Source organism: Aquirufa rosea, from assembly GCF_004118285.1.
Classification (GTDB): Bacteria; Bacteroidota; Bacteroidia; order Cytophagales; family Spirosomataceae; genus Aquirufa; species Aquirufa rosea.
Genome location: NZ_SDHY01000033.1, coordinates 1 through 407 on the forward strand (window position 1 = coordinate 1; position 407 = coordinate 407).

Genomic DNA, 407 nt, shown 5'->3' on the forward strand with positions numbered 1-407 from the left:
TTACCTACCGTTACTGCCACTCAAAACCAAACCGTTTGTGCAGGTGCTAAAGTAACTTTATCAGGTTCAGGTGCTTCTTCCTACGCTTGGAACAATGGCATCACCAATGGTACAGAATTTACCGCTACCGAAACTAAAACCTATACCGTAACTGGTACGGATACCAATGGTTGTACCAACACCGCCACTTCCATTGTCACCGTAAATACTTTACCTACCGTTACTGCCACTCAAAACCAAACCGTTTGTGCAGGTGCTAAAGTAACTTTATCAGGTTCAGGTGCTTCTTCCTACGCTTGGAACAATGGCATCACCAATGGTACAGAATTTACCGCTACCGAAACTAAAACCTATACCGTAACGGGTACGGATGCCAATGGTTGTACCAATACGGCCACTTCCATTGT

Annotated in this window: 1 pseudogene; it reads left to right on the top strand. The window is 44.7% G+C overall.

Going from position 1 to position 407, the window contains the following annotated elements:
* A pseudogene (locus ESB04_RS12475) lies at window positions 1–407 on the top strand (hypothetical protein); the annotation flags it as partial.